Origin of the sequence: Halorhodospira halophila SL1, assembly GCF_000015585.1 — a bacterium.
GTDB lineage: Bacteria > Pseudomonadota > Gammaproteobacteria > Nitrococcales > Halorhodospiraceae > Halorhodospira > Halorhodospira halophila.
The window spans coordinates 13,387-26,945 of sequence record NC_008789.1; the positions used below are offsets into that span (position 1 = coordinate 13,387).

Here is a 13,559-nt window from a genome sequence, read left to right on the forward strand (position 1 = left end):
CCCCCCCCTCCCGCTAGCCCAGAGACCAGCCGTAGAACCGCGCTAGCTGCCGGTAGACCTCCGGAAAGGCCCGTCGAAGCCGGTGCGGATCGGCGAAGAACGTCTCCGTGGCCACCGCGAAGAACTCACCAGGGTCTTGCCCGGCGTAGGGGTCGAGCGGAGTTACGGCGCACGCTCCCTCGGCCGCGTAGGCCTCCATGGTGTGAAAAGCGGGCAGGAACGCCGCCGACCAGTCATCAACGGTCATCCCGCGTGGCAGGGGGGGCAGACCGTTGACTGCTCCTTGCCCCATATCGAGCTTATGGGCGCACTCATGGATGACGACGCTGCTCCCCGGCTCCGGTGCCAGGGCATCTTCCAGGGAGAGTACCAGCGGCCCGCCCTCCCACGCCTCGCCAATCAGGGGGCCCTGCTCGACGTGAACGACCCCGTCCTCGTCCTCATACTCGTGGGTGGCCACGAAACCGGCTGGATAAAGGAGAATGGTCGTCCAGGGCGCATACCAATCCACGCCCAATTCAAGCACCGGCACCGCCGCCTGAAGCGCCACGGTATCGACCGCCAAGGCATCGAGGGTAACCCCGGCCACGCCCTCGAAGCGCTTTTCGTGGATCAGCGCAGTCGCCGCAGCAGCCAACCGTTGCCGTGTACCGGGGGGCAGTCGGCGCAAGCCTGGCAGCGCTGCCTCGGCACGGCTCCAGGCGGCGGGCGAAAGCCGGTAGCGCTGCGCTATACGCTGACGCCGCCAGTTACGCAGCCATCCCACGTGCACGCCTCCCTTGGGGTCCGGGTCTCGCCTGAGTCATAATCCACGGCCGTTGCCACTGGAAGACCGATCATGCCAGAAACCACCCCCAGCGGTCCGCGCAAGCACATCACCGTCAACGGCACCGAGTTCGTGCTCCTGGGTACGGCGCACATCTCCCAGGCCAGTACCGAAGAGGTCCAGCGTGAGGTGGCCAGTGGCGCCTACGATGCGGTCGCCATCGAACTGTGCGAGAGCCGTCTGCGCGCCTTCCGCGAGCCCGATCATCTGGAGCGGATGGACCTGTTCCAGACCCTGCGTGACGGACGCGGGGGACTGGTCATGGCCAGTCTCGCGCTGGGCGCCTATCAGCAGCGCCTAGCGGAGCAACTCGGGGTCGATCCCGGGGCGGAGATGAAGGCGGCCGCGGCCGGGGCGGAGCAGTATGGGGCCGATCTGGTGCTGGTTGACCGTGAGGTCGGGGTCACCATGCGCCGCCTCTACCGCAATGTGCCCTGGTGGCAACGCTTCGGGCTCATCGGCGGACTGATCGGCAGCCTCGCCTCTTCCCAGCGGATCAGCAGCGAGGAAGTGGAGCGGCTTAAGCAAGGCGACCTGTTGGAGTCGACCTTTCGCGAGCTGGCCCAGAGCAGTCGAGCCCTGTACCAGCCGCTGATCGATGAGCGCGATCGGTACATGGCTGCCAGGCTCCTGGAGTCCGCCGCCGGGCGCTACAAGCGTGTCCTCGTCGTCCTCGGGGCCGGGCACCTGGAGGGGGTGACGCGCTATCTGGGGCAGGCCTCGGCGGATCCCGGCGCCGAGCGCGAGGCGCTGGACCGTATGCCGCCCCCGGCACGCTGGCCACGTTACCTGGCCTATCTGGTCGCCATCGTGATCATCTCCGGCTTCGTCATCGGGTTCAGCCGCAGTCCGGAACTGGGCTGGACCCTGGTCGCCACTTGGGTGCTGATCAACGGTGGCTTCTCGGCCCTGGGCGCCGCCCTCGCCTACGGCCACCCGGTCACCGTTGCCGGGGCCTTCCTGGCCGCCCCCCTGACATCGCTCAACCCGACCATCGGCGCCGGGTTTGTCGCAGCAGCGATCGAGCTGACCGTCCGGAGACCGCGGGTCGGCGACTTCCGCGCCCTGCGCCAGCACGTGGCGCACTGGCGCGGCTGGTGGACCAACCGAGTGGCCCGAACCCTGCTAGTGTTCTTCTTCGCCTCGCTCGGTTCGGCCGTTGGCACCTATCTCGCCGGCGCACGCATCATTGAGCGCCTGATTGCCGCCTAGACGGTCGGCGACGGTTACCGGTCTCGGGTAGCCAGGAAGCGGATGTCTGGCCAGCGCTCCTGGGTGAGTTCGAGGTTGGCGCGGGTGGGGGCCAGATAGGCGAGCGCCCCGGTCCCATCCCAGGCCAGTGCCGACTCGTTGCGGTCACGGAAACGCTGCAGCGCCTTCTCGTCTTCGGCACTGACCCAACGGGCCGTATAGACCTGGACCCCTTCAAAGGTGCACTCGACCCCGTACTCCTTCTGTAGCCGGTAGGCGGCCACGTCGAACTGAAGAGTCCCGACGGCACCGACAATCCAGTCGGAGCCGAGCAGCGGCCGGAAGAGCTGGGTGGCTCCCTCTTCACACAGTTGCTCAAGTCCCTTCTGTAACGCCTTCATCCGCATCGGATCACGAAGCACAACCCGGCGGAATAGCTCCGGGGCAAAGTCGGGGATGCCGGTGAAGTGTAACGACTCGCCCTCGGTGAAGGCATCGCCGATGATGATGGTGCCATGGTTGTGGATGCCAATGATGTCGCCAGGGGCTGCCGTCTCGGCATGGGAGCGGTCGCTGGCCATGAAGGTGGTGGCACGCGGGATCTTCATGTTCTTGCCGGTGCGCACCTGATAGAGCTTCATGCCGGGTTCAAAACGCCCTGAACAGACTCGCAGGAACGCAATGCGATCGCGGTGTTGAGGATCCATGTTGGCCTGGATCTTGAAGACGAACCCGGTGAAGTTCTCCTCGTCGGCGCGGACCTCACGGCCGGCATCCCGGCTGCGCGGCGCCGGCGCGTGCTCGACGAAGTCATCGAGCAGCTCGCGGATGCCGAAGTCATTGACGGCCGAACCGAAGTAGACTGGGGTCAGCTGACCAGCCAGATAGGCCTCTGGATCGAACGAATCACTGGCTTCCCGGACCAGCTCGATCTGCTCGCGCCATTCGTCCACCTCCCCCGGGAAAAGCTCATCGAGCCGCGGGTTGTCCAGCCCCTGGATGATCTCGCGGTCCATAAACAGGCGCACCTGGTCGAGGTGGAGGTGGTAGACCCCGCGGAAACCGCGCCCCATGCCTAAGGGCCAGGTGACGGGGGCGCAGCGGATGCGCAGCACCGACTCGACCTCATCGAGGACCTCCACGGGGTCGCGGCCGTCCCGATCAAGCTTGTTGATGAACGTGGTGATCGGGGTATCTCGCATCCGGCAGACATCCATCAACTGCACGGTGCGCTCCTCCACGCCCTTGGCGATATCGATGACCATCAGGGCGGAGTCGACAGCCGTCAGCGTACGATAGGTATCCTCCGAGAAGTCGCCGTGGCCGGGCGTATCGAGCAGATTCAGGATGCGTTCACGGTAGGGGAACTGCATCACCGAGGAGGTCACCGAGATCCCCCGCTCTTGTTCCATGGCCATCCAGTCTGAAGTGGCGTGGGCTTTGGATTTCCTTCCCTTGACCGACCCCGCCATCTGGATCGCACCTCCGTAATAGAGGAGCTTCTCGGTGAGGGTGGTCTTGCCGGCGTCGGGGTGCGAGATGATCGCGAAGGTCCGTCTCTTCGCTGCTTCGGTGGCCACGTCTTGCATCGGTTCTCCTAGCCGGGGTGAATGATGACGGCGTCAAACCGTATGATTTTACCCGATGCCGCTCGGGTACGTCCTCTTCCCCAGGAGGATCTGTGCCCGCAGACGGGAACCTGAGCGGCGCTGCCGATGTCGCATCAGGCAGCGCGTCGGGATCGGGCGGCCGGGTCGGCTGCCCTGCGTCGGCGAATGAATCCTGCGAAGTTGCAAGAGGAGTCCTCAGCATGAAGAACCAACAGTGGATCAAGCTCCCGGCCACCGCTGCAGCGCTGGCGCTGGTATTCAGTGTCAGTGCCCAGGCTCAGCAGGATCCGGGGATGGGTCAGCAGGATCCGGGGATGGGTCAGCAGGACCCCGGCATGGAGCAACAGGATCCAGGGATGGGGCAGCAGGACCCCGGCATGGAGCAACAGGATCCTGGCATGGCCCAGCCCGAGCCTGATCAAGCCACGTTCAGCAGCGATCAGATCGAGCGTTTCGTGGACGCGTACCTGGACATCATCGATATCCAGGAGGAGTACACCTCGGAGATCGAGGGGACTGACGGCGCCGAAGATGCCCGTGAGCTGCAGGAGCAGGCCAACGACGAGATGGTCGCGGCTATCGAGGACAATGGGTTGAGCGTTCCCGAGTACTCCGAGATCGCCAACGCCATGGACATGGATCCGGAGCTGCGGGACCAGGTCTCTTCGAAGATCCACGAGCGTGAAGAGGGCTGACGCCCCCCCCTGTGCACGGGAGCGCTCCCCCCGGCCCTGCGGGCCGGGTTTTTTTTGCCCGGGTGCGGCAGCCGGTGCGTGGCTAGTTCAAACGGGAGTGTGTAGGATATCGGCCGCACCGGCGCATGCCGCCCTCTCTATCGATGCTGAACTCTTGAAGAAGGTCGCATGGTTAAGCAACACAGTTACAACCGAGACGAACTCCTGCTGAGCGGTCACGGTCGGCTCTTCGGGCCGGGCAACCCCCAGCTACCCAGCCCGAACATGCTCATGTTCGACCGGATCACGCGCATCAATGAAGATGGAGGTCAGTACGGCAAGGGTGAGGTCGTCGCGGAGCTCGATGTCCATCCGGAGCTCTGGTTCTTCCGTTGTCACTTTGCGGGGGATCCGGTCATGCCCGGATGCCTGGGACTGGACGCGCTCTGGCAGATGGTCGGTTTCTACCTCGGTTGGATCGGGGGCCACGGGGCCGGTCGTGCGCTGGGCTGTGGCGAGGTCAAATTCACCGGTCAGATACTCCCGGACAATCGGCTGGTTACGTACAATGTGGCGCTCAAGAGGGTGATCAACCGCCGATTGGTCATGGGGATCGCCGATGGCAGCGTGGCCGTCGACGGTGAGACGATTTACGAAGCTACTGATCTGAAAGTCGGGCTCTTCCAGAACACCGGCGAGCTGAACGGGGCATAGGATCAGGCGCGGACGCCAGGAGTGACAGGAGGACTATCGTGCGTCGAGTGGTGATTACCGGTCTGGGCATCGTGTCGTGCATCGGCAACAGCCGCGACGAAGTCACGGCATCTTTGCGGGCCGGCAAATCCGGGATCCGATACCAGCCCGAATACGAGGAGGTCGGCCTGCGCAGCTTGGTGGCCGGGAGTTGCGATGTCGATGTGCAGGCCCTTATCCCGCGTAAGTCCCTACGCTTCATGGGCGATGCTGCGGCCTACAGCTACATTGCGATGGACCAGGCGATTGCCGATGCGGGTCTCGACTATGCGGCGATCTCCAGCCCGCGCGTGGGTCTGATTGCCGGCTCCGGCGGTGCTTCGACGGCGAACATCGTCAGCGCCACCGAGACCCTGCGCACCCGGGGCGTTCGCAAGATCGGCCCCTACGGCGTCACGCGGACCATGGGCAGCACGGTCTCGGCCTGCCTGGCAACGCCGTTCCAGATCAAGGGCCTCAACTACTCCATCACCTCCGCCTGCGCGACCAGCGCCCACTGTGTCGGCGCTGCCATGGAGCAGATCCAGCTGGGCAAGCAGGATGTGATCTTCGCCGGAGGCGGCGAGGAAGAGCACTGGTCTCTCACCCAGCTGTTCGATGGGATGGGCGCGTTGTCCACCAAGTACAACGATACGCCGGAGCAGGCGTCGCGCCCTTACGATGCCAGCCGCGACGGTTTCGTGATTGCCGGCGGCGGTGGAATGGTCGTGGTCGAAGCCCTTGAGCACGCCCAGGCGCGCGGTGCCCCGATCCTCGCTGAGCTGGTCGGTTTCGGTGCGACGTCGGATGGGTACGACATGGTTGCCCCGTCCGGCGAGGGGGCCGCACGTTGCATGAGGCAAGCCCTGGAGGGAGTCGAGGGGCCCGTGGACTACATCAATACCCACGGTACCAGTACGCCGGCCGGGGATATCGCCGAACTGGAGGCGACGCGAGAGGTCTTTGGCGAGTGCATGCCGCCGATGTCCTCGACCAAGTCCCTCACCGGCCACTCGCTGGGTGCCACCGGAGTCCAGGAGGCAATCTACTCGTTGCTGATGATGGAGCACGGGTTCATCTCACCATCGATCAATATCGAGCAACTCGACCCTGAGGCGGGAGATGTGCCCATGGTCACCGAGACGCGCGAGGGCGTCACCCTCAACACCGTGCTCACCAACAGTTTCGGCTTCGGCGGGACGAACGCGACGCTGGCACTGCGCCGTTTCGACGGCTGAACGGGACGGCGCCGGAATCACCGGCGCCGTTGGCCTCCAAGCGACAAAGGCGTAAAGGTCTCTTATGGAACAACGTCTTCAATTCGATCGCGACCTGCTCCGCCGGTACGATGTAAGCGGGCCCCGTTACACCTCGTACCCGACGGCGCCGCAATTCCATGAAGGGTTTGATGCCCAGGCCTACGCCGCGGCAGCCCGGGCGACCAACGAGGCGGACCAGCCCAATCCCCTGTCGGTCTACGTCCACGTACCGTTCTGCCGTAACGTGTGCTTCTACTGCGCGTGCAACAAGATCGTGACGGCGAACTACAGCCGCGCCCAGGAGTATCTTGAGCACGTCTTCAAGGAGATCGAGCTGCAGGCGCAGCTCTTCGGCGAACACCGTCGCGTTGAGCAGCTCCACCTCGGGGGCGGCACGCCGAATTACCTCAAGATCGACGATCTGGGGCGCCTGGTCAGCAAGCTGCGCGAGCAGTTCACCCTCGACGATACGGACAACCGCGAGTTCTCTATCGAGATTGACCCGCGAGACGTCGAGCTTGAGGACATCGGTCGCCTGGCGGAACTCGGTTTCAATCGTATGAGCGTCGGCGTGCAGGACTTCAACGAGGAGGTCCAGCACGCGGTCAACCGTGTCCAGAGCGCGGAACTGTGCCGCTCGATCATTGAGGAGGGGCGCCGCCACGGCTTCCGCTCGACCAACGTCGACCTCATCTACGGTCTGCCGAAGCAGACGGTGGAATCCTTCGAGCAGACCCTCGACGAGGTCATCGAGCTGCGCCCCGAGCGCCTGGCCATCTATAACTACGCTCACCTCCCGCATCTATTCAAGATCCAGCGGCAGATCAACGAGGATGAGCTCCCAGGCCCTGAGGACAAGCTCACCATCTTCGGGCGTACCATCGAGAAGCTCACCGATGCCGGCTACGTCTTCATCGGTATGGACCACTTCGCCCTGCCCGATGACGAGCTGGCCGTTGCGCAGAAGAAGGGAACCCTGCACCGGAACTTCCAGGGCTACTCCACGCGCGCGGAGTGCGACCTCATCGCACTGGGATCCACCTCCATCGGCAAGATCGGCAACACCTACAGTCAGAACCTGCGGGATCCCGAGGAATACCAGCAGCGCATTGCCAACGGCGATCTGGCGGTGTTCCGTGGTTACGAGCTCAACCAGGACGATCTGCTGCGCCGGGAAGTGATCATCGAGGTCATGTGCCACTCCCGCCTGAACTTCGCCGACATCGAGGCGCGGCACGGCATCGACTTCAATGAGTACTTCGCTGACGCCCTGGAGCGCCTCCAGCCCCTGGTGGAGGACGGTCTGATGGAGATGGACGACCGCCACCTGCAGATCCTGCCGCGGGGGCGCCTGATGCTCCGCCACGTCGCCATGGCCTTCGATGCCTACCTGGAGCGCGAAGCCAATGAAGGCAAGCGCTATAGCCGGGTGTTGTAACAAGCTCAGGCACAGGATTGTGGCCGGGGCGGCCCTGGTCACAGCGGGGAACGCTGTGGCCGGGTCGACCCTGCCCGAATCCGGTATCCTCGACCCTGGACAGATCGATGTCAGGGGCACAGTGGGCTTGAGCTACTTCGGGGCCGGTCAGGGCACCACTATGGATGTTCTGCCCTCCCTGCGTACGGGGCTCCCCGGTCCGTTCGATGTGGCGGTTACGGTGCCTTATCGAAACGATCTTGAGCAGGAGCAGTACGCCCTGCGTAGCTCATTCCGCACCGATTTCTCCTACCGGTTCCTCGATGATGGCCCTCGCCAGGCGGTTCTGGGCGGCTACATGACCTTCGATCCCTCGGATGCTGGGGAAGGTGTAGGGAGCGGGTCGCACAACTATGGGGTCAGCGCCGACTACCGCGCAGAGGACATCGTGGGCACCGGGACCTTCTATCTGCGCGGGGCCGTGGAACGGCTGGACCATCGCGACGATCCCGGCGCCGATGAGGTCTCCTACCGGCTCGCCAATCGCCTCACCGCCGAGATCGGTCTAGGGCTGGATGTGGATGTCGACGCCGAGCCCTACTTCGGTCTTCGAGGTACCCAAGGGCTAGGCTCGACGACACGTGACCAGCAGAGCTTGTCCTTTCGTCCGGGCATTCGGTTTCGGTACACCCCTAACAGCGAGGTCCAGTTCCTGGCGCAATTCGATACGGTACAGCGTAACGCCGAACCGGAGCGGGCGATCTTCGTGACCTGGACCTACCAGCACCGCCCTCCGGAGCGTGATCTGGACAGCCTGCGGGAGCGTATCTCCGCCAATGAGATGGCCATCGAGCGCCTGGATCGACGGGTGAGCGACATCGAACGCCGGCTGTTAACACGTACCGAGGTACCGGAACCGGAGACGAGGGAGGGGGTGGTCGTGCTCAATCACTCCGGGATCCCGGAGTTGACCACCTTGGTGGTGGACACCCTGGAGAACCTCGATCTCTCTGTCGGGGACACGCGTGACGAAGACGACGTCGCCCGTCGGGATCGCACCAAGATCCTCTACCGGCCGGGGCATGCGGAGCGGGCTCGGGAGATTGCCCGCGCGCTGCCGGGGAATCAGCTGATCGAGCAGCGTGATGACATGCCGAATCAGGCCGAGATCGCCGTCCTGATCGGCTTCGATCTGGAGTGAGGCGCCCCCCCTGCTCCCCCCTTGCTCTCGAGGCGCAGTGTCGCTATCATGCGCACGCACTGGCTAGGTGGCAGAGTGGTGATGCAGCGGCCTGCAAAGCCGTGTACGTGGGTTCGATTCCCGCCCTAGCCTCCATACTCCCCCGCCCGTATCGGCCTTCGTGCCCCATCTCCGGTGACGAAGCCGACTCCCCACCGGCCCAGGTGGCGGAACTGGTAGACGCAGACGACTTAAAATCGTCAGGCTTCGGCCGTGCCGGTTCGAGTCCGGCCCTGGGCACCATAACGGGTCGCCCACACCTGCCTGTTGCAGACCCCGGCGCTGGCACCACACTCAGCCGTGGAAGCGCCCTCCCTGTGCCCGCCTCCACTCCAAAGCGGATGGGAGAGCGGGCCGCGCGGCGCGCCCCGGCCCTCCCGGAGGCTTCGGCGGGTCAGTCCAAGACCTCAAGGGCGGCCCGCATGTAGACGTACGCCGAGTACAGCGTCAGCAGCGCCGCGATCCAGACCAGCACGAAGCCGATCTCGGGGATCGGGATGCCGAGGATGGGCTCGCGGTAGAGCAGCATGAGGATGGCCGCCATCTGGGCGACGGTCTTCAGCTTGCCCATCTGGTTGACCGCTACGCTGGCGCGCTTGCCGATCTCAGCCATCCACTCGCGTAGTGCCGAGACGGCGATCTCGCGGCCGATGATGACCGCCGCCGGGATCGCCATCCAAAGACCGGGATAGACCGCGACCAGGGCGACCAGTGCCACCGCGACCATCAGCTTGTCCGCCACCGGATCGAGGAAGGCGCCGAAGTCCGAAGACTGATTGAGCCGGCGGGCCAGGTAACCGTCGAGCCAATCGGTGATGGCCGCCAGGGCGAACACGGCGACGGTCAGCAGATTGGTCCACGGCGGAGGCAGGAGGAAGCAGAGCCCGAAGACCGGGATCAGCACGATGCGAAATAGTGTGAGCGCGGTGGGCAGCGTCAGCGTCATGATGGTGTCCTAACCGTGGAACGTGTCGTAGATCCGTTGAGCGAGCGATCGATGGATGCCCGGTACGCGAGCCAGATCCTCGATGCCGGCCTGGCGAATGCCTTGGATCCCGCCGAAGTGTTTCAAAAGGCTCTGGCGGCGCTTTGGCCCCAGGCCGGGGATCTCCTCGAGGATCGACTCCCGCCGCGCCTTGCCGCGGCGCTGGCGGTGGCCACTGACCGCAAAGCGGTGGGCCTCGTCGCGAACCTGCTGCAACAGGTGGAGTGCGGGAGAGTCGGCCGGTAACTCGATCTCCCGCTCCCCGTCGTCGAGCAATAGGGTCTCCTCTCCGGGGCGGCGCTCCGGCCCCTTGGCGATGCCCATTAGTGCCACGCCGTCGATGCCCAGTTCGTCGAGGACATCCCGTGCCTGTGCAACTTGCCCCTTTCCTCCATCGATTAGCAAGAGGTCGGGCAGCGGCGCCTCGCCGCTCTTAACGCGCCGGTAGCGGCGGGTCAGTGCCTGATGCATGGCTGCGTAGTCATCACCGGCGGTCACATTACGGATATTAAAGCGGCGGTAGTCGCTCTTGACCGGTCCCTCCCGATTGAAGACGACGCAGGAGGCTACGGTGGCCTCACCAGCGGTGTGCGAGATGTCGAAACACTCGATCCGCTCTGGCGGGGCATCGCTATCGATGACCTCGGCAAGGGCGCTGTACCGCCGCTGCTGACTGGCCGTCGAGGCGCTGCGCGCGGAGAGCGCGTAACGAGCATTTTCTTCCGCCATCTCCACCCAGCGCCGGCGATCGCCGCGCACACGGTGACGGATCGCCACCGTTCCACCGGACGCGGTGCGCAGGGCCTGCTCAAGGAGCCGCTGCTCCCGGACCGGGCGATTGATCACCACTTCGGGCGGCGCTACACGACCGAGATAGTGTTGGGCCAGGAAGCTGGCCAGGATATCCGACTCGCGGCTACCTGACGGGGTGTTGGGGAAGTAGGACTGGTTGCCCAGACTGCTCCCTCCCCGGATGAAGAAGACCTGGACACACGCCGTATCGCCTTCCGCCACGCAGGCGACGATATCCATGTTGTCGTCCCGATCCTGGGCAACGTACTGACGCTGCTGGATATGCCGGAGATTGGCGATGCGGTCGCGCAGGCGCGCCGCCTGCTCGAACTCGAGGTTCTCCGCAGCCTCTTCCATGCGCCGGACGAGCTCGGCGATGACCTCGCCGGAGCGCCCCTCCAGGAAGAACTCAACGTCGCGCACGTCGCGGCGGTAGTCCTCCTCGCTGATGTAGCCGACACAGGGCGCCGTGCAGCGGCGAATCTGATACTGCAGGCAGGGACGCGAGCGATTGCGGAAGAAGGTATCGCGGCACTGTCGGATGGGGAAGACCTTCTGCAGGTAGCCGAGCGTCTCGCGCACCGCATTGGAGTTCGGGTAAGGGCCAAAGAATCGTCCCGCTCCCTGTCGTGCCCCGCGATGGTATCCCAGACGCGGAAACTGCTGATGACTCGAGAGGTAGATATACGGGTACGACTTGTCGTCCCTTAGCAGGACGTTGTATCGAGGCCGATGTTCCTTGATCAGGTTGTTCTCCAGGATCAACGCCTCGGCCTCGGTGTGGGTCACCGTGATCTGGACATCGGCGATGAGCTGGACGAGCCGCTCGGTCTTGGGAGTCTTTCGTGACGGGGTGAAATAACTGGAGACTCGGCGGCGGAGGTTGCGCGCCTTGCCCACGTAGATGATGGTGCCTTCGGCACTGAGCATGCGGTAGACACCCGGTCGCTCCGGGAGGCCGCGCACCCGCTCGCGCAGCGCCTCAACTCCAGGGGTTGGCTCTGCCGAAACCTTGTTCATGCCGTCCTGTTTCCTACCCTGCCCGTGCGCTGGCTGGATCGGTCTCTGATCCACGCCCTGCAGGGACCCTGTATCGGGAAGTCCGCGTGTTGTACCCGCTCCAGTAGCCCCTGTCCACCGCGCGGCACTCCTCCAAAAGGGGCAGTGAACCGGTACGGAGCAGTAGCCAAGGCTCGTTCTCCAGCAGGACCGGCGGCGAGGCAGCGATCAGTGCTCGTCGGATTTGGCCTCGAGCAGACCGTAGTCGATAGCGATCCGCGTCAGCTGGGCGTCGTTGCGAACGCCCAGCCGCTCGAAGATCCGGCTGCGGTAGGTGCTCACGGTCTTCGGGCTAAGGCACAGGTCCTTGGCGATGCTGGTTCCCCGCTGACCGTTGAGGATCCGCATCAGCACCTCGAATTCGCGCGGCGTGAGATGGTCGAACGGGCTCTCCCCCGTGCCATCGAGACTGTTCAGGGCGACGTGGCGAGCCACCTCGTGGCAGATGTAGCGGCGCCCGAGGTACACCGAGCGGATGGCCTCGATCAGCTCATCCCGATCGGCCCCCTTATGCACGTACCCCTTGGCGCCCGCTCGCAAGGCGTGGGCCGGATACGGTCCCGACTGGTAGACAGTCAACGCGATGACCCCGACCTTCGGGTGACTGCGGTATAGTCGACGGATCGCCTCGACGCCGCCCATACCCGGCATCTGGAGATCCATCAAGACAACGTCCGGCTCCTGCTCGCGCACCGCGGCCACTGCATGCTCGGCGTTCTCAGCGTGGGCAACGATCTGGATGTCCGGAATATCCCGGAGCATCCCGTCAATGGCCTGTCGGATCAGGCGATGATCGTCTGCCAGAACAACCCGAATCATCCACCTACCTCGAAACCGCTCGGGACAGTTCGCTATTCTGTAGAGTGAGTAACATTCGAGCAACCCAAACTGACTGGGGCGTCACGCGCATGGACCACACGCCAAGCTCTCGGCTTTACCCCTTGTTCCCTTCAGAATCAGGGAGTTCCGTTGCTATCGAGGGCCTTTACCTCAATGCGCCTCTCCCAACCGGGAGCGGCAAAATACCATGGGTGTACGCCAACTTCGTTACGAGCCTCGATGGACGGATCAGCCTGGATGCCGGTGTCGGATGCCGTGTCCCCGGCACTGTGGCCAACCCCCGCGACTGGCGTCTGTTTCAGGAGCTGGCAGCACGCGCTGACTGCCTGATCACCAGCGGACGCTACCTGCGGGAGCTGGCGGCTGGCTGTGCCCAGGATGCCTTGCCGGTGGGGTCGGAGTTCACCGATTTGCAGCAATGGCGAGAGGATCAGGGGCTGAACCCACATCCGGATGTCGCCATCGTCTCCGGGTCGGCGGATTTTCGGATCCCGGCGACCCTTCGCGAACAGGGGCGTCGGATTTGGCTGTTCGTCCCCGAAGATGCGGCGACGGACGCGCTGCGGCGTCATCAGGATGCTGGCGCCGAGGTTGCCGCGCAATTCCCCGGGCGGCGTGTCACCGGCAGGCAGCTGCGCGAAACGCTCGGGGCGCTCGGCTATGCACGAGTCTACTCGGTGGCCGGACCTCAAATCGCACACACCCTCGTCGCGGATGGGAGCCTCGATACGCTGTTCAAAACCGTTCGCCACCGCATCATCGGCGGTGAACCTGGGGCCTTCGAGACGATCATCGAGGGCCCGGGGCTTGAGAACCCCGCCGACTTCCGTCTGCGCTGGCTTTACTTCGATCCCGGTGAGGGCCCGGGCGACGAGCAGCAGCTGCTGCGCCTGGATCGAGTCACCGGCTAACCCGAGCCAGGCGTGAACAGCCG

Annotated in this window: 12 protein-coding genes and 2 tRNA genes; 9 read left to right on the forward strand and 5 right to left on the reverse strand. The window is 64.5% G+C overall.

What is annotated here, in order from left to right; translation table 11 throughout:
• Nucleotides 1-13: 13 nt before the first annotated feature.
• Nucleotides 14-766, reverse strand: a complete 753-nt coding sequence (locus HHAL_RS00075; protein WP_011812831.1) for a M90 family metallopeptidase — start codon at nt 764-766, stop codon at nt 14-16.
• A gap of 72 nt (nt 767-838) precedes the next feature.
• On the opposite strand from HHAL_RS00075, the gene HHAL_RS00080 reads away from it, so the two are divergent.
• Nucleotides 839-2,038, forward strand: coding sequence for a TraB/GumN family protein (locus HHAL_RS00080; RefSeq protein ID WP_011812832.1), 1,200 nt, complete (start codon nt 839-841; stop codon nt 2,036-2,038).
• Nucleotides 2,039-2,052: 14 nt separating this feature from the next.
• Here the strand turns inward: HHAL_RS00080 and HHAL_RS00085 are convergent, their stop codons facing one another.
• A complete protein-coding gene (locus HHAL_RS00085; protein WP_011812833.1) occupies nt 2,053-3,606 on the reverse strand; it encodes a peptide chain release factor 3 in 1,554 nt (517 codons plus the stop codon).
• Nucleotides 3,607-3,827: 221 nt separating this feature from the next.
• Here HHAL_RS00085 and HHAL_RS12345 point away from each other — a divergent pair, with 221 nt between their 5' ends.
• The 7 genes from HHAL_RS12345 to HHAL_RS00120 all read left to right on the forward strand — a co-directional run bounded on the left by HHAL_RS12345 (nt 3,828) and on the right by HHAL_RS00120 (nt 9,192).
• Complete coding sequence (locus HHAL_RS12345; RefSeq protein ID WP_011812834.1) at nt 3,828-4,322, forward strand: DUF4168 domain-containing protein; 495 nt, start codon at nt 3,828-3,830, stop codon at nt 4,320-4,322.
• Nucleotides 4,323-4,490: 168 nt separating this feature from the next.
• Complete coding sequence (gene fabA, locus HHAL_RS00095; RefSeq protein WP_011812835.1) at nt 4,491-5,015, forward strand: bifunctional 3-hydroxydecanoyl-ACP dehydratase/trans-2-decenoyl-ACP isomerase; 525 nt, start codon at nt 4,491-4,493, stop codon at nt 5,013-5,015.
• 38 nt (nt 5,016-5,053) lie between these two features.
• Nucleotides 5,054-6,271: a beta-ketoacyl-ACP synthase I gene (gene fabB / locus HHAL_RS00100; protein ID WP_011812836.1), complete on the forward strand. Its 1,218-nt coding sequence runs from the start codon at nt 5,054-5,056 to the stop codon at nt 6,269-6,271.
• A gap of 64 nt (nt 6,272-6,335) precedes the next feature.
• Nucleotides 6,336-7,730 carry an oxygen-independent coproporphyrinogen III oxidase gene (gene hemN / locus HHAL_RS00105; protein ID WP_011812837.1) on the forward strand — a complete coding sequence of 465 codons (1,395 nt, stop codon included), beginning with the start codon at nt 6,336-6,338 and terminating at the stop codon, nt 7,728-7,730.
• A 55-nt stretch (nt 7,731-7,785) separates the two neighbouring features.
• The gene (locus tag HHAL_RS00110; protein ID WP_187147865.1) at nt 7,786-8,910 is read left to right on the forward strand and encodes a LytR C-terminal domain-containing protein; all 1,125 of its coding nucleotides are present in this window, start codon (nt 7,786-7,788) and stop codon (nt 8,908-8,910) included.
• 61 nt (nt 8,911-8,971) lie between these two features.
• Nucleotides 8,972-9,045: transfer RNA gene (locus HHAL_RS00115), tRNA-Cys, on the forward strand.
• A 62-nt stretch (nt 9,046-9,107) separates the two neighbouring features.
• Nucleotides 9,108-9,192 (forward strand) — tRNA-Leu (locus HHAL_RS00120).
• A 151-nt stretch (nt 9,193-9,343) separates the two neighbouring features.
• Here the strand turns inward: HHAL_RS00120 and pgsA are convergent.
• The 3 genes from pgsA to HHAL_RS00135 form a co-directional block, all read right to left on the reverse strand.
• The gene (gene pgsA / locus HHAL_RS00125; RefSeq protein WP_011812839.1) at nt 9,344-9,895 is read right to left on the reverse strand and encodes a CDP-diacylglycerol--glycerol-3-phosphate 3-phosphatidyltransferase; all 552 of its coding nucleotides are present in this window, start codon (nt 9,893-9,895) and stop codon (nt 9,344-9,346) included.
• A 9-nt stretch (nt 9,896-9,904) separates the two neighbouring features.
• Entirely contained in the window at nt 9,905-11,746 is a 1,842-nt protein-coding gene (uvrC, locus tag HHAL_RS00130) for an excinuclease ABC subunit UvrC (RefSeq protein WP_011812840.1), read from the reverse strand.
• A gap of 207 nt (nt 11,747-11,953) precedes the next feature.
• The gene (locus HHAL_RS00135; protein WP_011812841.1) at nt 11,954-12,604 is read right to left on the reverse strand and encodes a response regulator; all 651 of its coding nucleotides are present in this window, start codon (nt 12,602-12,604) and stop codon (nt 11,954-11,956) included.
• A gap of 212 nt (nt 12,605-12,816) precedes the next feature.
• Between HHAL_RS00135 and HHAL_RS00140 the strand changes: the two genes are divergently transcribed.
• Nucleotides 12,817-13,536: a RibD family protein gene (locus HHAL_RS00140; protein WP_187147866.1), complete on the forward strand. Its 720-nt coding sequence runs from the start codon at nt 12,817-12,819 to the stop codon at nt 13,534-13,536.
• The last annotated feature ends 23 nt before the right edge of the window (nt 13,537-13,559 follow it).